Origin of the sequence: Buttiauxella sp. BIGb0552 (genome assembly GCF_004366275.1) — a bacterium.
Taxonomy (GTDB): Bacteria; Pseudomonadota; Gammaproteobacteria; order Enterobacterales; family Enterobacteriaceae; genus Buttiauxella; species Buttiauxella gaviniae.
The window spans coordinates 261,387-285,728 of sequence record NZ_SODY01000001.1 but is presented as its reverse complement, the minus strand read 5'-3'; the positions used below and the strand labels follow the sequence as shown (position 1 = coordinate 285,728).

Genomic DNA, 24,342 nt, shown 5'->3' with positions numbered 1-24,342 from the left:
AACACAGATGGGGGATTTGATTACACCCCGGAGATGGCCGGGGTGTTGGAATAATTAGTGAGTCAGCATCCAGACCATGTGGGCCCAAAATGCAAACGAAACGGAAAATACGCTAAGCCATGACCAGTATTTGGCACTACAGTGAGTATCCATAATCCACTCTCTTTATTTTTGGTAAACACTATGACTGAATAATTAATCAGTCTGTTTGAATATTGCTGTGTGTAGTGATTACTTAAAGAGTGAGGTGTTAATCACATATAATAAAAAAGTGTGATTGACCGCAAGTTAAATAAAGGTAAATAAAAATAACTCTTATTGTTCTATATGTTCGTCTGCTGAAAACAGATCGATAAATTCTTTTTGTTCTTGAGTCAACTGCCACGACGCAGGAACCTGTACTTCTCCAGATTTTGCTTCTTGCTGAGACTTGTCATCTTGCTGAAGTACACTTTTTTGCACTTGTGTTTGAGCAAGGGCTGTCATAATTACCCCCAAAAATGCCAGGCTGCCAACGCTACCACAAGCCAGAACAGACCTGATACGAGAAACACCGCCATCCAGGCTTTACGTTTAAGCCCTGTTTCCTTTTGCGGTTCTTCACTTCCTGAAGGCATTGCTAACCTCATACAATCGGCACCACTTATCATAAATCATTAAACAATCGGTATAATTAATCGCCAGCTGGGATTAATCCTAAAGAAACTCTAGTACAAAAGCCAGCGAAATTGCTTTCCAGATACAGGTAAATATTTAATCTTTTGACCTGAAATAAATAATTGAAACAGTAAATTTGCGCAGAGGTTATTTATTATCTACGTTTGTCTCTTAATTGAGACACATTAACCATTCATATGGTGTGGGCAATTAGCGATTTAAGAAGGGAATAAATACGGAGAGAGGTAAATCATATTCTTTATGCAAATGAGAAGAGGTATCTTTCGCGCATGGAAAGATACCTCGCGATATTATTTTGCTGGTAGTTTAATATCTTTAAACATCGCTTCAATATCTTCGTTAGATTTTAATGCTACAGCGGTATCAACCACATCACGAGTCAGATGCGGGGCAAAACGCTGAATGAAATCATACATGTAACTGCGCAAGAACGTGCTGCGGCGGAAACCAATTTTCGTCGTGCTGTGGCTGAACACGCCTTGTGCTTCAATACGCACCAAATCAGGGTCTGACACCGGGTCCACCGCCATGCTGGCAATAACCCCTACCCCTAATCCCAGGCGCACGTAAGTTTTAATCACATCAGCATCAGTTGCTGTGAACACGATACGTGGTGTTAGTCCTGCACGATTAAATGCCGTATCTAATTCAGAACGCCCGGTGAAGCCAAAGGTGTAGGTAACCAGCGGATATTGCGCCAGCTCTTCAATAGAGACAGACTCTTTTGATGCTAGCGGGTGATCCGGCGTGACAACAATCGAACGGTTCCAGTGATAGCACGGAAGCATCACGAGATCGTCGTAAAGGTGCAACGCTTCGGTCGCTATCGCAAAATCGGCATTGCCTTTAGAAACTGCTTCTGCAATTTGTGTTGGTGAACCCTGGTGCATATGCAGCGAGACACGAGGGTAGCGCTCAATAAACCCTTTAATCACATTTGGCAGCGCGTAGCGAGCCTGTGTATGGGTTGTAGCGACATAGAGCGAACCTTTGTCCGGCCAGGTGTGCTCACCGGCGACAGACTTTATAGCATCCACTTTTGAGAGCACTTCGCGGGCAATTCGAATAATCTCTTGCCCAGCAGGAGTCACCTGAGTCAGGTGCTTGCCGCTACGTGCAAAGATCTGAATCCCCAGTTCATCTTCCAACATACGAACTTGTTTACTGATCCCCGGCTGAGAAGTGTAAAGCCCTTCTGCCGTCGACGAGACGTTGAGGTTGTGATTTACCACCTCTACGATATAACGAAGTTGCTGTAGTTTCATGGCGTTCCATCCGCAGTAAAAGCAGCCCCGGTATGAACAACGGCGGGGATCAGACGAGGTGAAAATCTCTGAAACCACTATATCAGTTATACCATCTATGTATAGTTAGAAAGAAAAAATAATAATCAGGTTATATAAGAGGATATAAAAAAGCCGGAGCAATAGCCCCGGCTTTTCACATTAAAGGCGGTTACTTCTTGCCTTCAACCCATTTACCATCCACAAAGAATGCTGACCAACCCGTCGCTTTACCTTCTTTCTCGGAAGAGACGTACTGCTGTTTAGTCTTACGGCTAAAGCGAACAACCGCTTTGTTACCGTCCGCATCTTGTTGCGGAGCATCAGCCAGATAACGCAGTTTTTCTGGCAGACGTTCACGGAAGCGATACAGTTCTTCCACTAATGGCGCACGTGTTTCACGCGATTTAGGGAACGTGTTTGCCGCAAGGAAAACACCCGCCGCGCCATCACGCAGGACGAAATACGCATCTGACTTCTCGCAAGGAAGCTCTGGCAACGGAACAGGATCTTCCTTCGGAGGAGCCACTTCGCCGTTACGCAGGATCTTGCGGGTATTTTTGCAATCGTCGTTAGTACAAGCCATGTACTTACCGAAACGGCCCATTTTCAGGTGCATTTCAGAACCACATTTCTCACACTCAACGATTGGGCCGTCATAACCCTTAATGCGGAACTCGCCCTCTTCGATTTCGTAACCATCACACGTTGGGTTATTACCACAAACGTGCAGTTTACGTTTTGGATCGATGAGGTAGCTGTCCATCGCCGTGCCACATTTGGTACAACGACGTTTCGCACGCAGCGCGTTAGTTTCCGCGTCATCGCCTTCGAGCACATTGAGGACTTCGTTTTCCGGCACCAGGTTAATGGTGGTTTTGCAGCGCTCTTTAACAGGCAAAGCGTAACCAGAACAACCGAGGAATACGCCAGTACTTGCAGTACGAATTCCCATTTCACGGCCACAAGTTGGGCAATCGATGCTGGTCAGTACCATCTGGTTTGGACGCATACCGCCTTCTTCCGGATCCAGCTCAGCTTTACCAAGCTGCTCACTGAAATCGCTAAAGAAGTTGTCCAGCACCCCTTTCCACTCGGCCTGATTATTGGCCACCTGGTCAAGGCTGCTTTCCATTTGCGCGGTGAAATCGTAGTTCATCAGCTCACGGAAGTTTTCTTCCAGGCGATCAGTAACAATTTCGCCCATTTTTTCAGCATAGAAACGGCGGTTTTCTACACGCACATAACCACGATCCTGGATGGTGGAAATGATCGATGCGTACGTAGACGGGCGACCAATCCCACGTTTCTCCAACTCTTTAACCAACGAGGCTTCACTAAAACGAGCCGGTGGTTTAGTAAAGTGCTGACCTGGAATGATTTCAACCAGAGCGAGTTCATCACCCTGCTCTACAGCTGGCAATGTACGGTCTTCATCACCCTTACGCAGCGCAGGCATCACTTTCGTCCAGCCATCAAAACGCAGCGTACGGCCACGCGTTTTCAGACGGAAATCACCGGCTTGTACCGTTAAGGTGGTGGAATCGTACTGCGCAGGTGTCATCTGACACGCGACAAACTGGCGCCAGATCAACTGGTAAAGTTTCTGTGCATCAGCTTCCATGTCTTTGAGCGACTCGGCAACAACACTCACATCAGAAGGACGAATCGCTTCGTGCGCTTCTTGAGAGTTTTCTTTGCTGGAGTAATGATTCGCGGCTTCTGGAAGATATTTCTTACCGAAACTCTCTTCGATATAACCACGTACCATGCTCACCGCATCCTGGCTCAAGTTAGTTGAGTCAGTACGCATGTAAGTAATATGGCCCGCTTCATAAAGACGCTGTGCCATCATCATGGTTTTCTTCACGCCAAAACCAAGACGGGTACTTGCAGCTTGCTGCAAAGTGGAGGTGATGAAAGGCGCACCAGGCTTGCTGCTGGTTGGCTTATCTTCACGCTCAAGTACCGAATAACTGGCTTTTTCCAGCTCGCTAACCGCAGACATGGTCTGCTCACGGTTAACCGGGCGGAATGGCTTGTCTTTATGGTGACTGACCTGAACAGGCAGACTATCGCCTTTCGGCGTCGTCAGGTTCGCGTCAACTTCCCAATATTCTTCCGGCACAAACGCTTTAATTTCGCGTTCGCGGTCAACAACCAGACGCACAGCAACAGACTGTACACGACCGGCAGACAAACCACGGGCAATCTTCTTCCACAGCAGCGGAGACACCATGTAGCCCACAACGCGGTCCATAAAGCGACGCGCTTGCTGTGCGTTAACACGGTCAATATTCAATTCGCCCGGCTTTTCGAAGGCCTGTTGAATTGCATTTTTTGTGATCTCGTTAAATACAACGCGGCTGTAACGCGTTTCATCACCACCGATAACTTCCCGCAGGTGCCACGCAATGGCTTCCCCTTCGCGGTCAAGGTCGGTTGCGAGATAGATATGGTCTGCTTTCTCAGCCAGTGATTTCAGTTCCGAAACCACTTTTTCCTTACCAGGCAGCACTTCGTACTGTGCTTCCCAGTTGTGCCATGGATCGACACCCATACGATTTACGAGCGCGCCGCGTTCATCCTTTTTGACCTTTTTGGTCCCTTTGGTGGAGGCGGAGTCAGCGCTCTTCTTGGTGGTTGATCCACTGGTCGGCAAATCACGGATATGACCGACGCTGGACTTAACCACGTAGTCATTCCCGAGATATTTGTTGATCGTTTTGGCTTTTGCCGGGGACTCAACGATGACGAGAGCTTTACCCATATTCACCTTTACCTAATGTAATTCTTCCAGGAGACGTCGCACGCTAGTTGCACCTTCCACTGGCGACGCGCTTTTCTATATTGCGACAGCGTCAATGGATATCAACTCTTTTTTCATCACCGGCCAGATTAAGCGAACATTCGCAGGTGATTGAGATAACGAGTCTTTCGCATCGGTGACATAGCACGACGGAACTTTGGTTGAATGTCAAGCAATTCCGTTGCCAGATTTGCGAAAGCGTCACACTCTACCTGATAAAATGAGTTACGCAACTTTATTAGCATGCAGCTCCGATTCCTGCCAGCACACCAAACTGATTAAATCACCTTAGGTTTACTCAGGAGATATTGCCCTTTGCAGTATAGCGGAAGTACACTACTGCCAGTTTTTAAAGGAGGAAATCATGAAACCGACCACTCAACCTATCGATAAACAGTCGCTAATTATTGAAGCCAACAAAGTTATCCGTGCCCATGAAGATTTCATGCATGGAATGGAAGCAACTGACGTCGAACAAAAAAACGGGGTGCTGGTATTCAAAGGTGAATACTTCCTTGATGAGCAAGGCTTACCTACCGGCAAAAGCACCGCCGTATTTAATATGTTTAAACATCTTGCACATGTATTTGCTGAAAAATATCACCTGCAAGACTAAACAAAAAAACGAGGCCAAAAGGCCTCGTTTTTAATTACGCGCTGAATTTAATTACAACAGCGGTTTTTCACCACGTTGCCACCAGCGCAGCAACAGATTATCAAGGCTGTTTGCCGCACTACCGGTAAAACGGTCCATCATTTTTTTACGGCGCGTATAGTGAACGTTGATCACTTCGCGGTCTTTCATCAGATTAATCAGTAAATCATCGCTGGTGCTCACTGCATCGACCAAACCTTTTTCTAAAGCTTGAGTGCCGTACCAATGTTCACCTGTCGCTACGGAATCAATATCTAATGATGGGCGCATATCATGGACAAACTGCTTAAACAGCTGATGGGTTTCGTTGAGGTCTTCACGGAATTTCTCACGCCCTTGCTCAGTGTTTTCACCAAACAGTGTCAACGTACGTTTGTACTGCCCGGCAGTATGCAACTCAACATCTATATCATTGCGTTTCAGTAAGCGATGGAAGTTTGGAACCTGAGCAACGACACCAATCGAGCCAATAATAGAAAACGGTGCAGCGACGATTTTGTCGGCCACACACGCCATCATATAACCACCGCTGGCAGCTACTTTGTCCACAGCAACCGTCAGACGTACTTTGCTGTCGCGCAGACGCTGTAATTGTGACGCAGCAAGCCCATAACCATGAACAACACCGCCAGGACTCTCCAGACGCAGCAGAACCTCATCTTCAGGCTTCACAACGGCCAATACTGCGGTTATCTCTTCGCGCAGGGAAGTAACCTCGTGAGCATCCATACTTCCTTTAAAATCCAACACATAAAGTGTTGGCTTGCCAGAAATAACCGTTTCACCTCGTTTAGCGCGTGCTTTTGCTTGTTTCGCTTCGAGTTTGTGTTTTTTCTTTTGAGCTTTATGCCAGAGTTTTTGCTGATGGTCATCAAGCCTTGCCACCTGCATTTCTTCCTGCATTTCCTGGTATTGTTCACTTAAATTGGTGAGACGCAGCTCACCTCGTTGATTTCTTTTGCGACCGGCAACATTCACAATAATCGTGACAAGAATGCCAATAGCCGCAACGACCGTGACAATTTTCGCCAAAAACAGCCCATAGTTTGCAATCAGATCCACGCTTTCCGCCTTCCATTCAGAGCATTAAATATCTATCGCCCAGTGTAACCGAGCCGTGATTCTACGTCTGTAAGCAACTATAAATGCTGCGAGCCCTCTTCCTGAATGCCTTTAGCAAAATGAAACTTTTGCAAAATGTTAATCAAAGGTATTGTCTCCTGTTGCCTGATTGAAATAACCAGTCCTTTCAGGCATAAAGCCTAAAGGTTATAAATCCGAGAAATAAGACGTGAGCAAAAGCATCGCGCGAGGAGTTGAGAGTGCACTATCAACCGAAAACAGATTTACTGCAAAATCGCATCATTTTAGTCACCGGCGCCAGTGATGGTATCGGACGGGAAGCCGCCTTAACTTATGCACGTTATGGTGCAAACGTCATTCTGCTTGGCCGCAATGAAGATAAGCTCCGTAGAGTCGCCGATGAAATCAACACCCGTTATGGCAGCTTACCGCACTGGTTTACGTTGGATTTTTCCAACGCAACACCTGAAGACTGTCATAACCTAGCGCATAAACTTTCAGGGCTAATTCCGCGTTTAGATGGTGTACTGCACAATGCCGGCATCCTCGGCGATATTTGCCCAATGGATGAACAAGATCCGCAAATATGGCAGAACGTGATGCAGGTAAATGTTAACCTCACCTTCTTCCTGACTCAGGCATTGCTTCCTTTATTACTCAAATCTGATGCCGGTTCGCTAGTCTTCACAAGCTCAAGCGTAGGCCGCCTGGGTCGTGCGGGTTGGGGTGCCTATGCGGTATCAAAATTCGCCACCGAAGGTATGATGCAAGTGCTGGCGGAAGAATATAAACAACATAATTTGCGCGTCAATTGTATCAACCCCGGTGGCACACGTACTGCAATGCGCGCTAGTGCATTCCCCACAGAGGATCCTGATAAGCTGAAAACGCCACGGGACCTCATGCCGCTCTATTTATGGCTGATGGGCGATGATAGCCGTCGTAAAACAGGCATGAGCTTTGATGCTCAACCCAACCGTAAACCAGGAATTTCGGAATGAGTGAAGATCGTTACCAGCAGCGCCAACAGCGCCAAAAAGAGAAAGTCGATGCCCGCGTCGCCGCAGCACAAGATGAACGCGGTATTTTGATAGTCTTTACCGGAAACGGTAAGGGGAAAACAACAGCGGCTTTTGGCACTGCAACCCGTGCCGTTGGCCACGGTAAAAAAGTAGGTGTAATCCAGTTTATCAAAGGTCAGTGGCCAAACGGTGAACGTAATCTACTTGAACCACTGGGGGTTGAGTTTCAGGTTATGGCTACTGGTTTTACCTGGGATACTCAAAACCGTGAAACTGATACCGCAGCGTGCCTTGAAGTGTGGGAGCATGCAAAGCGAATGCTTGCAGATGAGTCACTGGATATGGTTCTCCTCGACGAAATCACCTATATGGTCGCCTACGATTACCTGGCCCTTGAAGAGGTGCTGAAGGCGCTTACACAGCGTCCTGCAAACCAGACGGTTATCGTGACCGGGCGCGGATGTCATCGGGATATTCTTGAAGTGGCGGATACGGTGAGTGAGTTAAGACCGGTCAAACATGCCTTTGATGCAGGCATTAAAGCGCAAATCGGTATCGATTATTAATAAAAAAACCCCTCAACTTGAGGGGTTTAATGTTTTAGCTACTGCGCCCACCGCGACGGCCGCCGCCGCTACCAGTAGTTTGCGTATGGCGTTTCACCGCACGACGAATCTGGTTCGCCTTCATGCGGCGACGGTCTTTCTCTACCGCCACTTTGCTTTCTGTCTCTTCCTGCAACTCTACCAATTTACGCAGGTAGTTAGTTTGACCCAGGTCGAGCTCAGTGTAACCACCACGTGGCAGGCCTTTCGGCAACTGGATGTCACCGTAACGCACACGAATCAGACGGCTAACCTGCACACCTACTGCTTCCCAGAGGCGGCGCACTTCACGGTTGCGGCCTTCAGTAAGAGTAACGTTGTACCATTGGTTAATGCCTTCACCACCGGTAAATTTGATGGTTTTAAACGCGGCCGGGCCATCTTCAAGCTGCACACCACGACCCAGTTGTTTCACTTTGTCGTCGTCAACTTCGCCGAACACACGTACTGCGTATTCACGTTCTACTTCACGACTTGGGTGCATCAGGCGGTTTGCCAGCTCACCGTCAGTTGTGAAAAGTAATAAACCACAGGTATTCACATCCAGACGACCGACAGCAATCCAGCGCGCACCGCGCAGTTTTGGTAAACGGTCAAATACGGTTGGACGCCCTTCTGGGTCATTACGCGTACACAATTCGCCTTCTGGCTTGTAGTAAGCCAACACACGGCAAATCTGTTCTGCAGATTCTTTAATGGAAATCAGGTGACCATCAATACGGATTTTCAGGGCCTGTGTTACTTCAACACGATCACCTAATTTGGCAACTTTGCCATCCACACTGACACGGCCGGCAGAGATAATGGTTTCAATCTCACGACGGGAACCATGGCCTGCACGGGCCAAAACTTTTTGTAACTTTTCGCTCTTATCGCTCATTGAGCTTCCTCGGGTGTCGCCTTCACAGGCGTCGAATTGGGATAATGAAGCATGTCAGCCCCATTTTAGGCCGCACAGTATAGCCGCAGACGCACTTATAAGAAAGGCTTAGCGTCACCGGCACCTTCACGGATAACAACAGGTGCATCCTCAGTTAAATCAACAACCGTTGTTGGCTGCTGCCCAAGGTAACCACCATGGATAACTAAATCGACAACCTTTTCGAGACGGTCTTTAATTTCTTCTGGATCTGACTCGGTAAACTCACTACCTGGCAGCATCAGCGATGTCGATAACATCGGTTGATCCAGCACTTCGAGCAACGCCAATGCTATCGGGTTGGATGGAACGCGTAAGCCAATCGTCTTACGCTTTTCCTGCAACAAACGGCGCGGAACTTCTTTGGTGCCTTTGAGAATAAAGGTGTAATTACCTGGCGTGTTATTTTTGATTAAGCGAAACGCCACGTTATCAACAAATGCATACGTTGAAAGCTCGGATAAATCCCGGCACATCAATGTAAAATTGTGCCCATCAGGCAAATGACGGATGCGGCAAATGCGCTCCATTGCCGTTTTATCTTCAAGTTTACAGCCCAATGCATAACCCGAGTCGGTTGGGTAAACAATAACGCCGCCCTTACGAACAATTTCAACTGCCTGGTTAATCAGACGCTGTTGTGGGTTATCCGGGTGAATATAGAAAAATTGACTCATACAACTGCCCTCTATTTTGCGATGTGGCCGACATCCCAATTCTGCCAAACAGGTACTACGCCTGCAGGCAGCCAGAGCTTGCGCCCAAGCTCGATCCACGCGCAAGGCATGTGGAAATCTGAGCCTTGCGACGCCAGCAAATTAAATTGCTGTGCGTAACTCGCAAGTTGGGTGCGCTCATTGGGAGCTTGCTGGCACTGCGCGACTTCCATGGCATCGCCACCATTTTCGGCAAACTGCGCCAGTAACCTTTTCAGCCATTTAGCACTAAGGTCATAACGGCCTGGATGCGCCAGAACCGCCTGCCCGCCAGAATGATGAATTACATCAATAGCTTGTTCTATTGTACACCACTGTGGCGGAACGTAACCGGTTTTCCCCTTTGCGAGATATTTCTTAAACACATCTGCCATTGTATTGGCCTTTCCACACTCCATCAAAAAGCGCGCGAAATGGCCACGAGTGACTTCGCCACCGTTGGCATGGCGCATCGCACCTTCCAGTGCACCGGGGATATGTGCTTTTTCCAGACGTTCAGCGATTAATGTTGCTCGCTGAACACGGCGCTCACTTTGCTGGGCAAGGAACTCAGCTAATTGCGGATTGTGCTCATCAACACCTAATCCAACAATATGTATTTCATGGTTTTCCCAGATGGTTGAGATCTCAACGCCGCTAATTAAACGCAATGGCAATTGCAGGCGTGATACCGCTTCCCTTGCTGCAGCAATTCCGGCTACTGTGTCATGGTCTGTTATTGCCAGAATGCCAACACGCATTTCAACGGCTCGTTGTACTAACGCCTCTGGCGTTAGTAGGCCATCAGACGCGGTGGTATGGCTATGTAAGTCGTGAATCACCGCTAGTGTTGGTTGGCTCAAAATAACTCCGGGTGTGTTAATAAAATGAAAAACGCCGCTCATGATAGCGATTTTCCTTCATAACTAAAAATCGCTATTGACTTTGATTCATCGAACTAGTTAACTAGTACGCAAGTTCACACGAGAAAGGTATCTGATAATGAAAGCGATAATCCGCATGCACAGCTGGTGGCGTACTTCCTGATAACGGGCAGTGTAATCGCTATGGCTGTATTTCAGCCCAGATACCAGGCCCGCCAATGAAGCGGGCCTTTTTTTGAACAAAATATGAGAGCAAAAAATGCAAACACAAAAACCAGCGCTCGAATTACTGATTAACGACGCGCCATATCGTGATAACCCGACAGCCGTTTTCCACCAGCTGTGCGGCGCACGTCCAGCAACCTTACTGCTCGAATCCGCCGATATCGACAGCAAGGATGATTTAAAAAGCCTGCTGTTAGTTGACAGTGCGCTGCGTATTACCGCCTTGGGTGACACCGTCACGATTCACGCCCTTTCAGAAAATGGCGCCTCACTGCTTCCATTGCTGGATGCGGCTTTACCTAGCGGCGTAGAAAATAAACATTCACCACAAGGCCGTGTGTTGCGCTTCCCAGTAATCAGTTCGCTGTTGGATGAAGATGCTCGTCTGTGTTCACTGTCGGTATTTGACGCCTTCCGTCTGATGCAGGAATTGGTGACGGTGCCGGAAAACGAGCGTGAAGCGATGTTCTTCGGCGGCTTGTTTGCATACGACCTGGTTGCAGGATTTGAAGACTTGCCCGATCTCAAGCAAGACAACAACTGCCCTGACTACTGTTTCTACCTGGCAGAAACGTTGCTGGTTATCGACCATCAGAAAAAAAATACACGCATTCAGTCAAGCTTGTTCACCCCATCAGCTTCGGAAAAACAGCGTTTGATTCAGCGCTCTGAACAACTGAGCAAGCAGATGCAGCAGGAACCTTCTGCGCTGCCGGTGCAAAAAGTGGAACGCATGACCTGCGAATGCAACCAAAGCGATGAAGAGTTTGGCGATGTGGTGCGCAAAATGCAGAAAGCCATTCGCATCGGTGAGATTTTCCAGGTTGTCCCATCACGCCGTTTCTCACTGCCATGCCCTTCTCCACTTGCCGCTTACCAGACACTGAAAAAGAGCAACCCAAGCCCGTATATGTTCTTTATGCAGGATAACGATTTCACTCTGTTTGGCGCATCCCCTGAAAGCTCGCTGAAATACGATGCGAAATCACGCCAGATAGAAATTTACCCAATTGCCGGGACTCGTCCACGCGGTCGCCGCGCTGATGGCTCACTTGATCGTGACCTCGACAGCCGTATTGAGCTGGAGATGCGTACCGACCATAAAGAGATGTCCGAGCATCTGATGTTGGTTGACCTGGCGCGTAACGACCTGGCACGAATTTGCACACCAGGCAGCCGTTATGTTGCTGACCTGACTAAAGTTGACCGTTACTCCTTTGTGATGCACCTGGTATCACGTGTGGTGGGCGAACTGCATAAAGATCTCGACGTACTGCACGCTTACCGCGCCTGCATGAATATGGGCACCCTGAGCGGCGCACCAAAAGTACGCGCTATGCAGCTGATTGCCAAAGCTGAAGGTGTGCGCCGTGGCAGCTACGGCGGCGCCGTCGGCTACTTCACCGCTCATGGTGATTTAGACACCTGTATCGTTATCCGCTCCGCCTACGTTGAAAACGGCATTGCCACCGTACAGGCCGGGGCTGGCGTAGTACTAGATTCCGTACCGCAGTCCGAAGCTGACGAAACACGTAACAAAGCCCGCGCTGTACTGCGCGCTATCGCTACCGCGCATCACGCACAGGAGATTTTCTGATGGCTGACATTCTGCTGCTCGATAATATCGACTCGTTTACCTATAACCTGGCCGATCAGCTGCGTGCTAACGGACACCATGTCGTCATCTATCGTAACCATGTTCCAGCACAGACCTTAATTGAGCGTCTGGAAACGATGGACAACCCGGTTCTGATGCTCTCACCTGGTCCTGGTGCGCCGAGTGAAGCGGGCTGTATGCCTGAGCTGTTGACCCGTTTGCGTGGTAAGTTGCCGATTATCGGTATCTGTCTGGGCCACCAGGCTATTGTTGAAGCTTACGGCGGTTATGTCGGCCAGGCGGGTGAAATCCTGCATGGTAAAGCATCAATTATTTCCCATGACAGTGAAGCCATGTTTACCGGTTTACCTAATCCATTGCCGGTTGCGCGCTACCACTCATTAGTCGGCAGCAATATTCCTGCGGGTTTAACCATTAACGCCCATTTTGATGGCATGGTGATGGCGGTTCGCCACGACGCTGACCGCGTATGTGGTTTCCAGTTCCACCCTGAATCCATTCTAACCACTCACGGCGCGCGCTTGCTTGAGCAGACTCTCGACTGGGCATTGCTGAAGTTAAAACAAGCCAACACGCTGCAACCGATTCTCGACAAACTGTACAAAGCTCAAACGCTGAGCCGCGAAGAAAGCCACCAGCTGTTTGCCGCCATCGTTCGTGGTGAGCTGAAACCAGAACAACTGGCAGCCGCACTGGTTAGCATGAAAGTACGCGGTGAGCATCCGAATGAAATTGCCGGTGCCGCAACCGCGTTGCTGGAAGCCGCAGCGCCGTTTCCAAGCCCGGATTATCCTTTTGCCGACATCGTTGGCACCGGCGGTGATGGCAGCAACAGCATCAATATTTCCACCGCCAGTGCCTTTGTGGCCGCGGCAGTTGGCCTGAAAGTGGCGAAACACGGTAACCGTAGTGTTTCCAGTAAATCTGGCTCTTCCGACTTACTGGCCGCGTTTGGTATTAATCTGGAAATGAGTGCTGAAGCGTCCCGTCAAGCGCTAGATGATTTGGGCGTCTGTTTCCTGTTCGCACCGAAATACCACACTGGTTTCCGCCATGCGATGCCCGTGCGCCAGCAGTTAAAAACGCGCACCCTGTTTAACGTGCTTGGGCCATTGATTAACCCGGCACATCCACAAATGGCGTTGATTGGCGTTTATAGTGCGGAACTGGTGCTGCCGATTGCAGAAACACTGCGCGTGTTGGGTTATAAGCGCGCGGCAGTAGTGCATAGCGGCGGAATGGATGAAGTTTCTCTGCATGCCACTACACAAGTTGCAGAGCTACATGATGGCGAGATCAAAAGCTACCAACTGGAAGCAACTGACTTTGGCCTTCCTGCTTATCACCAGGACCAGCTTGCAGGCGGCACACCGGAAGAAAACCGTGACATTCTCAGCCGCCTGTTACAAGGTAAAGGAGAGACAGCTCATGAGTCCGCTGTAGCGGCAAACGTCGCAATGCTAATGCGCCTGCATGGGCAAGAAGATCTTAAAGCGAACGCACAACGAGTTCTGGAAGTACTGCGCAGCGGTGCTGCGTATGACCGGGTTACTCAGCTTGCAGGAAGAGGATAAGTCATGCAGGAAACAGTATTAAAGAAGATCGTCATTGATAAGGCGATTTGGGTTGAAGCACGCAAGCAACAACAACCCCTGGCAAGTTTCCAGAACAACATCGTACCGGCGACGCGTAATTTTTATCACGCACTGCAAGGTGCCCGTACGGCCTTTATTCTGGAGTGTAAAAAAGCTTCTCCATCTAAAGGCGTGATTCGTGATGATTTCGACCCGGCGCGTATTGCTAATGTTTATAAACACTACGCTTCCGCTATTTCAGTACTGACTGACGAGAAATATTTCCAGGGCAGCTTCGATTTCCTACCGATTGTCAGCGATATCGTCACGCAGCCAGTATTGTGCAAAGACTTTATTATCGACTCGTATCAGATTCACCTGGCCCGTTTTTATCAGGCCGATGCTTGTCTGTTGATGTTGTCCGTTCTTAACGACGAGCAGTACCGCCAGCTCGCAGCTGTAGCACATAGCCTGAATATGGGTGTGCTGACAGAAGTCAGCAATGAAGAAGAGCTTGAGCGCGCAATCGCCCTGGGCGCCAAAGTTGTCGGTATCAATAACCGAGACTTGCGCGACTTATCCATCGACCTGAACCGTACGCGCCAATTAGCGCCTCGTTTAGGGCATGGTGTGACGGTTATCAGTGAGTCTGGCATCAGCAATTACGGCCAAATCCGCGAGCTCAGCCACTACGCTAACGGCTTCCTGATTGGTTCTGCCCTGATGGGTGAAGACGATTTAAATGCCGCAGTGCGTCGTGTAACGCTTGGCAATAACAAAGTATGTGGCCTCACCCGCCCCCAGGATGCCCGCGCGGCATATGAAGCAGGTGCTATTTATGGTGGACTGATTTTTGTACCGACGTCACCGCGATTTGTTAGCGATGAAACCGCAGCATCGGTGATTGCCGCAGCCCCATTGAAATTTGCAGGCGTGTTCCGCAACACTCCGGTAAGTGAAGTGGTACAAAAAGCCGAAAAATTCACTTTGTCTGCTGTGCAACTACATGGTGATGAAGACCAGAATTACATCGACGAGTTGCGTGCCATCCTGCCAGCGAATGTGCAAATCTGGAAAGCACTGAGTGTTAAAGAGAGTTTACCGGCGCGAGATTTAAACCACGTCGACAAATATCTCTTCGACAATGGCCAGGGCGGCAGCGGGCAAAGCTTTGATTGGTCCCTCCTGGCAGGCCAGAATCTGGAAAACGTCATTCTGGCTGGCGGACTGGGTGCAGATAACTGCGTCGAAGCGGCAAAAACAGGCTGCATAGGTTTAGATTTCAACTCGGGTGTCGAAAGCGCGCCGGGTATTAAAGATGCTAACAAGCTGGCTGCCGTCTTCCAGACGCTGCGGGCTTACTAAGGAAAATATCATGACTTTACTTAATCCCTATTTCGGTGAGTTTGGTGGCATGTACGTGCCGCAAATTCTGATGCCTGCACTGCGTCAGTTAGAAGAAGCTTTTGTTGCCGCGCAAAGCGATGCTGAGTTTCAGGCTGAATTTAACGACCTGCTGAAAAACTACGCAGGCCGCCCAACTGCACTGACCAAATGTCGTAACCTGACAGCTGGCACCAAAACCACCTTGTATTTAAAACGTGAAGATTTACTGCACGGCGGCGCACACAAAACCAACCAGGTTCTCGGCCAGGCTTTGCTTGCTAAGAAAATGGGCAAAACTGAAATCATCGCCGAAACCGGTGCCGGTCAACATGGTGTGGCATCAGCATTAGCCAGTGCCCTGCTCGGCTTGAAATGTCGCATTTATATGGGTGCAAAAGACGTAGAGCGCCAGTCGCCGAACGTGTTCCGTATGCGCCTGATGGGTGCGGAAGTGATTCCTGTACATAGCGGCTCTGCCACGCTGAAAGATGCCTGTAACGAAGCATTGCGCGACTGGTCTGGCAGCTACGACACCGCGCACTATATGCTCGGCACCGCAGCTGGTCCGCATCCATTCCCAACTATCGTGCGTGAGTTCCAGCGCATGATCGGTGAGGAAACCAAAGCGCAGATCCTTGAAAAAGAAGGCCGCCTGCCAGATGCAGTTATCGCCTGTGTAGGCGGCGGTTCTAACGCAATCGGCATGTTTGCAGACTTTATTAACGATGCCAAAGTCGGCCTGATTGGTGTTGAACCAGCCGGGCACGGCATCGAAAGCGGTGAACACGGTGCGCCACTGAAACATGGTCGCGTAGGCATCTACTTCGGGATGAAATCCCCGATGATGCAAACTGACGAAGGCCAGATTGAAGAATCTTACTCTATCTCTGCGGGTCTGGATTTCCCATCAGTTGGCCCACAGCATGCGCACCTGAACAGCATTGGCCGTGCCGATTATGTATCAATCACCGATGACGAAGCGCTGGAAGCATTCAAAACGCTGTGTCGCAGTGAAGGTATTATTCCGGCTCTGGAATCTTCTCATGCACTGGCTCACGCGCTGAAAATGATCAAAGAGAATCCAGAAAAAGAACAGCTGCTGGTAGTAAACCTCTCCGGCCGTGGTGACAAAGACATCTTCACCGTTCACGACATTCTGAAAGCGCGAGGGGAAATCTAATGGAACGTTATCAACACGCATTTGAACAGTTGCAAGCTCGTGGTGAAGGTGCTTTTGTTCCCTTCGTTACTCTGGGCGATCCATCGCCAGAGCAGTCACTGAAGATTATCGACACCCTGATTGAAGCCGGTGCCGATGCACTGGAGTTGGGGATTCCCTTCTCCGACCCGCTGGCAGATGGCCCGACCATTCAGAACGCCGCTCTGCGTGCATTTGCCGCAGGCGTTACACCAACGCAGTGTTTTGAAATGCTGGCCGTTATTCGCCAGAAGCACCCGACGATTCCGATTGGCTTGCTGATGTATGCCAACCTGGTGTTTAGCCGCGGTATTGACGAGTTTTACGCGTTGTGTGCCAAAGTTGGTGTCGATTCGGTATTGATTGCAGATGTGCCAATTGAAGAGTCTGCGCCATTCCGCCAGGCAGCGATGCGCAATAACGTCGCACCAATCTTCATTTGTCCACCAAATGCTGATGATGCGCTGCTGCGTGAAATCGCCACTCATGGCCGTGGATACACCTATCTGCTGTCTCGTGCAGGCGTGACCGGTGCAGAAACCCGTGCGCAGTTGCCGCTTCATCATTTGGTAGAAAAACTAACTGAATTTGGTGCGGCACCTTCACTGCAAGGCTTTGGGATTTCCGAACCTTCGCAGGTGAAAGATGCGATTGATGCCGGCGCTGCCGGAGCGATTTCGGGTTCCGCGATTGTGAAAATCATCGAGAAGAATCTGGATAACCCTGATGTGATGTTAAGCGAGTTGAAAGCGTTTGTTCAGAGCTTGAAAGCCGCGACTCGTCGTTAATTTTCATTGTTGCCGGATGGCGCTAACGCTAATCCGGCCTACAACTGCTCGCGTAGGTCGGATTAGCGCAGCGACATCCGACATTACCGTTCTATCAGAAACGATAACCTGCCGAGAACATAAAGACCCACGGGTCAATCCGCGTCTTGATATTCTGCTCTTCACCACCAGCTTTAAACTTCACTTCAGTGTCGATATCCATGTACCACACCGACATGTTCAGCAACCAGTTATCATTAACCATATAATCCAGCCCAACTTGCCCTGCCGCTCCCCACGAATCTTTCACACTCAGATCGCTCAAGTCTGCATCTTTGCCAGTCTGATTAAAGTCGGCATCAAAGAAAGTGGTGTAGTTAATACCTGCGCCGATATATGGCCGTACTTTGCTTTTCGCATCTCCAAAGTACCACTGCGCCATCAGTGTTGGTGGTAGTTGACGAACGGTAGCCAGGTCGCCTGTCGGACCTAAACCAACGCGATGGCGAAACGGTGTAGCCGCAAGCAACTCGATGCCGATGTTATCGGTCACCATATAGTCAAATGTCAGTCCCAGTTGGGTATTGTTGCTGACGCTAAAACCGCCCATCCCAAGCACATTGTCAGAACCTTCCGTTGGGCGCACGGTTGCTGAACCCGCACGCATGAAGAATTCACCTTGTTGATGTGCCAGTGCTTCACCAGATAAGCAGGTTAATGCAAGTAACGCCACAGACAATTTTTTCATAGCCCTCTCCTTGTTATGGTTTTAACAGCGGGCTGAATATACTCATTATTGAGTACAAAGTGATCCAGGTTCGATCACACTTTGCTGGCTAATTTAACATTTAATGATCTGGATTAATTTTTCGCATTTTTCTTAACGTCACAACTTTGGTGTCGTTTGATCCATAGCCCGGCATAATCTGGCACGGGTAATATTATTCAGAACCAAAATACAAAATGGGCAGAACTGCTCAATAACAGTGCTGCCCATTTGCCTAAGATGTGATGGACGAATCACGCCATCACCACCATCCATTTCGCCGCTCCAGACTCCTTGGTTGATTCGCAATAGCCGAGTTTTTATTACCAGCTTCCTACCATTTTGGGGGTAAATTCACGAATCTCATATTCAGCGAGATTGGGGTAATAGGCGTCTTCTTTCAGAATAGCTTCCAGCTCTTCCCGACTGTCGGTCTGAGCAATAATCACCCCGGCTTTTTCGCGATCCAAATAGGGGCCGATGAGAACAAAATTGCCTGTATTGAAATACTGCTGAAACCAGCTGACATGGCTTGTGAAAAGCGCTTCATGCTGTTCAGCCGTAATATCGTCATTCACCGTAATATTGATGAGATACATTTTTTGCCTTCTCTTTTAGACAGCCATTTTTAAAGTAGGCACAGTTTCTTTAATCGCGGTAACCAGGCGATCGGCGTGATCTTTAGCCATTGCTTTCTGTTCCCGAACTTTAGCTTCATCACGCCCTGCATAGCTGATCCCAAAGGTGTAAACGGGTTCCTGCAATTGCAGATTGCACATCACTGCTGTGGTTTCAAACTGTGTCATGTACTGACCAATATCGTGACCGAACAAACCTTCAGGGGAATACAGGCTCTCTGGTGCGCCGGCGGTAAAGGAGATAATCAGCTTTTTGCCACCCAGTTTTGCGGTTGAACCATGGGCAAAACCGTGAACAAAGACCTGGTCAATCCATAACTTCATTAACCCCGGCACTGAATACCAGGAAAAAGGAAACTGCCAGACGATCACATCGGCGTTAAGCAAGGCTTCCTGCTCCTGCGCCACATTGATTTGGTAGTTCGGATAAAGCGCATCAAGAAAGCGAATTTCGGCCTCGGGCAGCGCTTTAGCGACTTCGCCCAGGATGGTGGCATTGCCAATGGACTCATTAAGATTCGGATGACCTGAAATAATCAGTACATTTTGCATTTTTGGCTTCCTTAACAGTGGTTTGTTTAACTGGAAGTGAGTATAAACAACCCTGATTCTGTTTTTTAGAGCATCAATAGCTCATACACTCTTAGCCAGTAGCTAATAATCTAACTTTTGTTTCTACTTCTGGATGACGCCATGAACAATGTCATTTACAACCAAATCCGTATTTTCCAGAGCATCGCCCGTGAAGGCAGCATTACTGCAGCGGCCAGGAAACTTGAGATCACACCACCTTCTGTGAGCAAAGCGCTAAAACTACTTGAGCAGCATATTGGCCACCCGCTTTTTGTTCGCACCACGCGGCGTATTGAACTGACGGATGCCGGGGAACAATTATTGCAACAGACGTCGCGGGCTGTGGAATCACTGGAAAGTGCGGTGGAAAGCATCAAAGAGCTGAATCAGGAACCATCCGGGCTGGTCAGAATTACTCTGTCACGATTTGCCTACCTGCTTATTCTGAAGCCCTTTATGGCTGAGTTTTGCCAGAGCTATCCGGGAATACAGCTTGAGATATCCGTTTATGACGGAACCGTGAATATGATTGATGAACGTTTTGATTTGGGCATTCGTTTTGGCGATATCCTGGAAGAGAGCGTGGTGGCCCGCCAGTTAATGAAACCGTTTCGTGAAGGTTTGTATGCATCACGAGCCTATCTCGCAGCACACGGTACCCCCGAACTGCCGACGGATTTGCATCAGCATCAACTCATCGGCTATCGCTTTATCACCAATAACCGCATCCTCCCTTTAATGCTGGAAGATAAAGGTGAGCAATTAACCGTTGAGATGTCAGGACAACTTATCAGCAATGATATTGATGTTATGGCAGATGGAATACGCAGCGGTCTGGGAATAGGAAGAATGTTTGAGCCAGTGTACGAATTGCAGCCCGATAAAGAACAATTTATCCCGGTAATGATGTCTTACTGGAAAACCTATCCCCCGGTTTATCTCTACTATTTAAAAAGTACCGGCAAGGCAAAGCGAGTCAAAGCGCTGATTGATTTTTTAATGACGAAAACGAAAAAATAGCCATTAATATTATTTAAGTGATTTAAACAGCAAGCCAACATATTTCTTATCCCGGCTTGCTGTTTAAAATGAATACCATACGGTACGTGGAAATTATTTTAGGCGGCGATTGTTACTGATAAGGTCCGTCGTTTTGCTATTGTTGCCATGACCAGTACTAACATCATCAGGACTTCCATCCCGAGTACACCAATCATCGCTTGCGGATAGTTCCCATGATTTTGTTGTTGCATGTGAAGGAATAAACCGCCGAGTACCGCTGGCCCCAGGGCCAATGTAGATTGCTGTAGGGTGCTGAGAATTGCACTGGCTGCTCCTGCATCATTCGGTTTGATATCCTGCATTCCGACACGGTAAAACGTATTGACGATTAAAGCCTGACCATAACCAATGAAGACCGTTGCTGGCGCAATGATTAACGCACCGGCAGCATCGCCATAATGATATAGGGTTGCCATGAGTCCGATAAGGCCAAAAATTTGCAGTGAAATACCGGTTAACAAAATGGTGCTCATTGAGTAACGAGCAATAAGTTTTGGGGCATAACAGGCGGAGATAAAATAAGAAACGCCAAGCGCAATAAAACTATTACCCGATTGCCATGGCTCCATACCCATACCGGATTGTAAAGTCACTGCCAGGCAGAACATAAAACCTGACCAACAACTGAAAAATAATACTGCAATTAATAAGCCAAACCGAATGCTCGGGAGTTTAAGCAAATGAGGTGCCACAAGAGGTTGCAGGCCTCGCTTTTGTTGCATTAAAGCAGCAGCGCGCATTAAATAACCAAGAGGCAGTACCATTACCAGCATTGCCTGCATATACCATGGCCAATTTAATTCCGGGCCTAAGGTCATCGGAAACAGTAAACAGCACAACATGATTGCCAGAATAGATGTTCCTGGCCAGTCAATACGTGAAGGTGCTTCGCTACTTGTTTCTGGAATATATGAACGGCTCAATAGCAGGAATAACACGCAAATTGGCACATTAATAAAGAAGGCGTTACGCCAGCCTAGTCCCGCTATATCTGCTGAGACCAGCCACCCGCCCCCCATCTGCCCGATAATAAATGCAATACCACCAATTCCGCCATATAGACTTATTGCCCGTGCACGAGCGGGACCTTTTAACGTCACATGAAGCGTGGCAAGTATTTGCGGGACGATCAGTGCTGCGCCTGCACCCTGAAGCACTCGGGCAGCCAACAATTCATTTACAGAACCAGATATGCCGCATAATAAAGAGGCTAAACCGAAAATAAATACACCTAATTGCAAAATACGGCGACGACCATTGTTATCACCCAGTTTACTTCCCACGGCAAGACAGACGGCAAAAGCAACACCATAAAGCGCAACAATAAGTTCCAACTGAGTCGATGTCGTACCAAGCGAGTGAGTAATTGAATCGAGGGCAACATTAGTGATCGAAGTATCTATCATTGGCAACATCTGCGCTGTTAATAATAACAACAGGCCAGCGCGGCCAGGCGAAACATTCATCAAGTACTCCACTGCATAATTTAAAATTCGAATACAGTATTTCTGATGAATTAACACGGTACCAGTATTTGGTTATACTGGTATTATCACTGCTACGATATTGGAATTTTTAATGCCCCTCAAAATCTCGCAAGAGATGCCCGCCAACCTCCTGGATGATAGCAATAAAATATTGGCTCTGTTTCTGCGTACACGGCGCGAAAGCCTTGATCCAGCTCGTCTTGGTTTACCTCGTAGCGGCAGACGCCGCACGCCAGGTCTGCGTCGCGAAGAAGTCGCTATGCTCGCGAATATCGGGGTCACCTGGTATACCTGGCTTGAACAAGGGCGGAAAGTCAATCCGTCAACGGCTTCCATGGCTGCCATTGCTGATGCTCTGCAATGCACACCGGCTGAGACACGTTATTTGTTTATTCTTGCAGGCCTGCAACCTTCAGAAATGCCCGTAGCATCAAAGTATGAAGAGGTCAGCGCTGCATCGCGGCGGATACTGGATACGCTCATGCCGCTCCCTGCCAGTATCGTCATGCCTAACTTTGATATTCAGGGTTATAACGCTAATTACTGTCGTTTGATGGGCGTTGATCTCGATAATGTGCCACACGATGATCGCAACTCAATTTACCAATATCTCACAAACGACCACTGGCATAATTTACTGGGTGACGACGATATTGTTTTGCCCATTTTTATCGCTTATTTCCATGCGGGTATGACAGAACACCGCGGCGACCCACGCTGGGAAAATCTCTTAGAGAGATTTTTCGAGGCATCTCCGGTATTCAGGCATTTCTGGGAACAGAGACACGAAGTTCGTTATATCGAAAATCACACTATGACTTACTATCACCATGAATTAGGGCCTTTCAAAATACAAAAGGTTAACTGGTTCTCCGCCCCCCGCGATGGGTCTCGTCTGCTGGTTTATGTACCGGTAGATGAAAAAGGGGAACGGATTATTGCCATGCTCGAGCATAAAGAGATGAACTAGTAGCCCATGGTCCTGCGAGTGATATTCACTCCTGGCCTGTGATGTGGGCTGCTCATGATGTCACTCGTTGTAATGACGGATTTATATAGCCACATTATATATTTCACGAGAATCATCCAGGCGAACAAGTTAAGAATGTAGTGGTTATCATTTATTCAAAGACGAACCGGTAAGTTACAGCGTAGTCCTGGTGTAAGTCTCCCTGTAACCGTACCAACATGTTGGTCCTGCAGGCGTAAATAATCACTCACAACAGCAGGCTGATCTGTGCCAGAAACCGCATGATAAAAGTCTGAAACACCAAAACCGTGCAGGCATTAGTGACCAGTATCAGGGTAATCAGCTTAATCGCCATATTGCTGTCCAGTTGCAGTAATTACGCTGATAGAACGGTAACTGCGCTTAATGATGAATCACCATGCCTGAACCTGCCATATTCTAGTGAATCTAGAACTTCCGCTCCTGGCTCAGAGCAGACTACCAGGACTTACAGTCCGCTCTGAGCGACAAGATAACTAAACTGTCTAATCACTTATCCAATTCGCTAATTGCCAGCTTCGCAACATTTGACGCAATTGATGTTGCATCACTACTTTCGAGGGACCATGTTGTTGAAAGCCCGCACCATGCAATTATCCATTTGAGAAGGCGATCTCTGTCCAGTTCTGCCGTCTCGGCAACAACACTTAGACGCTGTTTAAATATCTCCGGCAGCGTCGCGACACGAGGCACTGGATTACCAAGATCCGGATTAGTAAAAATATTGGCAAAGTCGAATCCCCGTTCACCTATTAGTCCTTTTGGGTCAATGGCCAACCAGCCAGATGTTTCAAAATCAAGCACGTTACCGTGATGTAAGTCACCATGTAATGCAACCACATCCCGTGGAGAAGAAAGCAATTCTTCGGAGATTTCTGCGCAACGTGTCAGGATACCGCCATACTTCAAGGCTGCAGGTTTTAGAGGATAAAACCACTCATGTAGAGGCGTAAGCTGGGGTAATGGTTTTTTTGGGAATGTATGAAGCCTGTTCGCAGTAGTACACAAAATACGACAAGCTACATCATCCTGACCTTCTCGTGACATAGCTGACAATGACGCGGAACCAGAGGCTCTTGAGAGAAGAATTGCTTCATTTTCATGTGCAATAACCTGCGCCGCACCATTCCCTTCCCACCATGCCATTAGTGCATTACCGGCTTGTTCATCTGTATCATCCGTAACTTTTAACATGGCTTTAATACCATGTATTGCTATTTTAACCGGATATAACTGTGATGTATGAGTTATAAATGGGGTGCCATCAGGAATAAGATTCCAGCGATTTAGCCAATGTTTTAACTTGAACGTTTCCATAAAATTTTCTTTAATATCTTTATATTAAAAGTGGGGAAGCAGACATGCATTCAAGTATTTTAACCCATAGGTGATGAGCTTTCCTGCAT

24 protein-coding genes and 1 other annotated feature are annotated in these 24,342 nt (G+C 48.3%); of the genes, 10 read left to right on the top strand and 14 right to left on the bottom strand.

Annotation, left to right across the window (positions count from 1 at the left end):
* Positions 1 to 54: 54 nt before the first annotated feature.
* The 5 genes from ymiC to topA form a co-directional block, all read right to left on the bottom strand.
* Complete coding sequence (gene ymiC / locus EDF88_RS25030; protein WP_279586320.1) at positions 55 to 153, bottom strand: small membrane protein YmiC; 99 nt, start codon at positions 151 to 153, stop codon at positions 55 to 57.
* A 162-nt stretch (positions 154 to 315) separates the two neighbouring features.
* Positions 316 to 486 carry a hypothetical protein gene (locus EDF88_RS24630; RefSeq protein ID WP_166671931.1) on the bottom strand — a complete coding sequence of 57 codons (171 nt, stop codon included), beginning with the start codon at positions 484 to 486 and terminating at the stop codon, positions 316 to 318.
* Positions 487 to 488: 2 nt separating this feature from the next.
* A complete protein-coding gene (locus EDF88_RS01355) occupies positions 489 to 617 on the bottom strand; it encodes a YmiA family putative membrane protein (protein WP_072009400.1) in 129 nt (42 codons plus the stop codon).
* Between the two features lie 351 nt (positions 618 to 968).
* Positions 969 to 1,943 carry an HTH-type transcriptional regulator CysB gene (gene cysB / locus EDF88_RS01350; protein ID WP_064511628.1) on the bottom strand — a complete coding sequence of 325 codons (975 nt, stop codon included), beginning with the start codon at positions 1,941 to 1,943 and terminating at the stop codon, positions 969 to 971.
* A 190-nt stretch (positions 1,944 to 2,133) separates the two neighbouring features.
* On the bottom strand, positions 2,134 to 4,731 hold the full coding sequence (gene topA, locus EDF88_RS01345; protein ID WP_134182385.1) for a type I DNA topoisomerase: 2,598 nt from the start codon (positions 4,729 to 4,731) through the stop codon (positions 2,134 to 2,136).
* A 403-nt stretch (positions 4,732 to 5,134) separates the two neighbouring features.
* Here topA and EDF88_RS01340 point away from each other — a divergent pair, with 403 nt between their 5' ends.
* On the top strand, positions 5,135 to 5,386 hold the full coding sequence (locus EDF88_RS01340) for a YciN family protein (RefSeq protein WP_034455430.1): 252 nt from the start codon (positions 5,135 to 5,137) through the stop codon (positions 5,384 to 5,386).
* 51 nt (positions 5,387 to 5,437) lie between these two features.
* Here EDF88_RS01340 and sohB read toward each other — a convergent pair whose 3' ends face one another.
* Positions 5,438 to 6,487, bottom strand: a complete 1,050-nt coding sequence (sohB, locus tag EDF88_RS01335) for a protease SohB (protein WP_134182383.1) — start codon at positions 6,485 to 6,487, stop codon at positions 5,438 to 5,440.
* Positions 6,488 to 6,747: 260 nt separating this feature from the next.
* On the opposite strand from sohB, the gene EDF88_RS01330 reads away from it, so the two are divergent.
* Both EDF88_RS01330 and cobO read left to right on the top strand, forming a co-directional pair.
* Positions 6,748 to 7,509, top strand: coding sequence for a YciK family oxidoreductase (locus EDF88_RS01330; RefSeq protein ID WP_134182381.1), 762 nt, complete (start codon positions 6,748 to 6,750; stop codon positions 7,507 to 7,509).
* A complete protein-coding gene (gene cobO / locus EDF88_RS01325) occupies positions 7,506 to 8,096 on the top strand; it encodes a cob(I)yrinic acid a,c-diamide adenosyltransferase (RefSeq protein ID WP_134182379.1) in 591 nt (196 codons plus the stop codon). The genes EDF88_RS01330 and cobO overlap by 4 nt, the downstream gene beginning before the upstream one ends.
* A 34-nt stretch (positions 8,097 to 8,130) precedes the next feature.
* On the opposite strand, the gene rluB is transcribed toward cobO, so the two are convergent.
* The 3 genes from rluB to EDF88_RS01310 all read right to left on the bottom strand — a co-directional run bounded on the left by rluB (position 8,131) and on the right by EDF88_RS01310 (position 10,612).
* Positions 8,131 to 9,015 (bottom strand): 23S rRNA pseudouridine(2605) synthase RluB, encoded by an 885-nt coding sequence (gene rluB / locus EDF88_RS01320; RefSeq protein ID WP_064511633.1) that lies wholly within the window; start codon positions 9,013 to 9,015, stop codon positions 8,131 to 8,133.
* A gap of 95 nt (positions 9,016 to 9,110) precedes the next feature.
* Positions 9,111 to 9,731: an L-threonylcarbamoyladenylate synthase gene (locus tag EDF88_RS01315; RefSeq protein WP_034455425.1), complete on the bottom strand. Its 621-nt coding sequence runs from the start codon at positions 9,729 to 9,731 to the stop codon at positions 9,111 to 9,113.
* A gap of 11 nt (positions 9,732 to 9,742) precedes the next feature.
* Entirely contained in the window at positions 9,743 to 10,612 is an 870-nt protein-coding gene (locus tag EDF88_RS01310) for a PHP domain-containing protein (protein ID WP_243839565.1), read from the bottom strand.
* Between the two features lie 160 nt (positions 10,613 to 10,772).
* Positions 10,773 to 10,870 (top strand) — a sequence feature (Trp leader region).
* Between the two features lie 22 nt (positions 10,871 to 10,892).
* Here EDF88_RS01310 and EDF88_RS01305 point away from each other — a divergent pair.
* Genes EDF88_RS01305 through trpA form a run of 5 tightly spaced genes read left to right on the top strand, consistent with a single transcriptional unit; the run spans position 10,893 to position 17,422 of the window.
* Complete coding sequence (locus EDF88_RS01305) at positions 10,893 to 12,455, top strand: anthranilate synthase component 1 (protein ID WP_064511635.1); 1,563 nt, start codon at positions 10,893 to 10,895, stop codon at positions 12,453 to 12,455.
* Positions 12,455 to 14,050 (top strand): bifunctional anthranilate synthase glutamate amidotransferase component TrpG/anthranilate phosphoribosyltransferase TrpD, encoded by a 1,596-nt coding sequence (gene trpD / locus EDF88_RS01300; protein WP_134182377.1) that lies wholly within the window; start codon positions 12,455 to 12,457, stop codon positions 14,048 to 14,050. Before EDF88_RS01305 ends, trpD begins: the two co-directional genes overlap by 1 nt.
* A 3-nt stretch (positions 14,051 to 14,053) precedes the next feature.
* Positions 14,054 to 15,415 (top strand): bifunctional indole-3-glycerol-phosphate synthase TrpC/phosphoribosylanthranilate isomerase TrpF, encoded by a 1,362-nt coding sequence (gene trpCF, locus EDF88_RS01295; RefSeq protein ID WP_134182375.1) that lies wholly within the window; start codon positions 14,054 to 14,056, stop codon positions 15,413 to 15,415.
* A gap of 7 nt (positions 15,416 to 15,422) precedes the next feature.
* The gene (trpB, locus tag EDF88_RS01290; RefSeq protein WP_034457050.1) at positions 15,423 to 16,616 is read left to right on the top strand and encodes a tryptophan synthase subunit beta; all 1,194 of its coding nucleotides are present in this window, start codon (positions 15,423 to 15,425) and stop codon (positions 16,614 to 16,616) included.
* Positions 16,616 to 17,422 (top strand): tryptophan synthase subunit alpha, encoded by an 807-nt coding sequence (gene trpA, locus EDF88_RS01285; protein WP_064511638.1) that lies wholly within the window; start codon positions 16,616 to 16,618, stop codon positions 17,420 to 17,422. Before trpB ends, trpA begins: the two co-directional genes overlap by 1 nt.
* 94 nt (positions 17,423 to 17,516) lie before the next feature.
* Here trpA and ompW read toward each other — a convergent pair whose 3' ends face one another.
* From ompW to EDF88_RS01270, 3 genes are all read right to left on the bottom strand, one after another.
* Positions 17,517 to 18,149, bottom strand: coding sequence for an outer membrane protein OmpW (ompW, locus tag EDF88_RS01280; protein ID WP_134182373.1), 633 nt, complete (start codon positions 18,147 to 18,149; stop codon positions 17,517 to 17,519).
* 341 nt (positions 18,150 to 18,490) lie between these two features.
* Positions 18,491 to 18,766: a YciI family protein gene (locus EDF88_RS01275; RefSeq protein WP_134182371.1), complete on the bottom strand. Its 276-nt coding sequence runs from the start codon at positions 18,764 to 18,766 to the stop codon at positions 18,491 to 18,493.
* A 15-nt stretch (positions 18,767 to 18,781) separates the two neighbouring features.
* Entirely contained in the window at positions 18,782 to 19,357 is a 576-nt protein-coding gene (locus EDF88_RS01270) for an NAD(P)H-dependent oxidoreductase (protein WP_134182370.1), read from the bottom strand.
* A gap of 141 nt (positions 19,358 to 19,498) precedes the next feature.
* Between EDF88_RS01270 and EDF88_RS01265 the strand changes: the two genes are divergently transcribed.
* Positions 19,499 to 20,398 (top strand): LysR family transcriptional regulator, encoded by a 900-nt coding sequence (locus EDF88_RS01265; RefSeq protein ID WP_134182368.1) that lies wholly within the window; start codon positions 19,499 to 19,501, stop codon positions 20,396 to 20,398.
* 98 nt (positions 20,399 to 20,496) lie between these two features.
* On the opposite strand, the gene EDF88_RS01260 is transcribed toward EDF88_RS01265, so the two are convergent.
* Positions 20,497 to 21,906, bottom strand: a complete 1,410-nt coding sequence (locus EDF88_RS01260) for an MFS transporter (RefSeq protein ID WP_064511643.1) — start codon at positions 21,904 to 21,906, stop codon at positions 20,497 to 20,499.
* Between the two features lie 112 nt (positions 21,907 to 22,018).
* Between EDF88_RS01260 and EDF88_RS01255 the strand changes: the two genes are divergently transcribed.
* A complete protein-coding gene (locus EDF88_RS01255; protein WP_243839564.1) occupies positions 22,019 to 22,897 on the top strand; it encodes a helix-turn-helix transcriptional regulator in 879 nt (292 codons plus the stop codon).
* Between the two features lie 528 nt (positions 22,898 to 23,425).
* Here EDF88_RS01255 and EDF88_RS01250 read toward each other — a convergent pair.
* Positions 23,426 to 24,253, bottom strand: coding sequence for an aminoglycoside phosphotransferase family protein (locus EDF88_RS01250; RefSeq protein ID WP_134182367.1), 828 nt, complete (start codon positions 24,251 to 24,253; stop codon positions 23,426 to 23,428).
* Positions 24,254 to 24,342 lie beyond the last annotated feature (89 nt).